At 39.7% G+C, this 556-nt stretch carries 1 protein-coding gene and 1 pseudogene; both read right to left on the bottom strand.

Annotated features, from left to right (window positions below):
- The coding region (locus tag ACS8FD_RS23490; protein ID WP_439277625.1) for a pyridoxine 5'-phosphate synthase at positions 1-131 on the bottom strand (131 nt) is incomplete at its 3' end.
- Between the two features lie 110 nt (positions 132-241).
- A pseudogene (locus tag ACS8FD_RS23495) lies at positions 242-556 on the bottom strand (DNA repair protein RecO); the annotation flags it as partial.

Below are 556 nucleotides of genomic sequence, written 5' to 3' on the forward strand. Positions count from 1 at the left end.
AGCACTGCTTCTAAAGGACTGGGATAGCCAACCCCGCGTGCTTGACGCAAGGTTGCTACGTGATCAACGTTGACACCCAATAAAGGGGTTTTTATTGTATTCTTCGATGAGTGCTGTAAAGATGTGGTCATAAGAAATCCTTTTGATAACGAGTTCCAAGTAACATACAGATGATAGGGCTACAGTAGTACTACCTCAAATAATTTTTGAACGACCATACTTTGTCTAAAGATTGACGCCATCATTGGTAACGTTGTTGCTGCTGCCACAGTAATCGACTTTGCAACGGCTGATAATCAAGCAAGTGATCAATCAGATGTTTATGAAGACGTGACCAATTATTTAGTGTGGCCTCAACTATTCCTAGATGTGCCATATCAATAATATCTGCACCGATAAAAAGTGTTTGTAGCGTATTGATCGTCGTTTTATCAGGTTGGTTAGTAGCCACAAAACCTACATCAGATAAAAATCGATAATCCGTATCAGGTTCGATAGGCGTTAATAAATTGTCATGGTCTAGCGTCAAAGAAAAGCCTAACTCTTGAAACAAATC

This window comes from Psychrobacter sp. 1U2 (assembly GCF_051847575.1).